This is a genomic window from Neisseria sp. P0013.S005 (assembly GCF_051958425.1).
Taxonomy (GTDB): Bacteria; Pseudomonadota; Gammaproteobacteria; order Burkholderiales; family Neisseriaceae; genus Neisseria; species Neisseria subflava.
In genome coordinates this window covers 1-232 of sequence record NZ_JBQCVL010000103.1, presented here as the reverse complement: position 1 = coordinate 232, position 232 = coordinate 1, and the positions used below count along the sequence as shown (strand labels likewise).

Below are 232 nucleotides of genomic sequence, written 5' to 3'. Positions count from 1 at the left end.
CCTATTCCCTGAACGCGGGCAGCCACAATCACGGCATGGATGAGCTGGCGCAGAGCTATCTGGACCATCGCTGCCTGCCAATCAAGGATCTCATCGGCAGCGGCAAGAGCCAGATCGGTTTTGCCGAGGTGGATATCGCGCGCGCGGCCGAATATGCGGCCGAGGATGCCGAGGTCACATGGCGGTTGTGGCATCATTTCCGCCCGCGCTTGAGCCGCGAGCGCGTCACCAC

1 protein-coding gene is annotated in these 232 nt (G+C 62.9%); it reads left to right on the top strand.

Features of this window, described 5'->3' with window-relative positions:
- Positions 1 to 232: hypothetical protein (locus ACTHTA_RS11670; RefSeq protein ID WP_440379649.1), on the top strand; the 232-nt coding region annotated here is incomplete at both ends.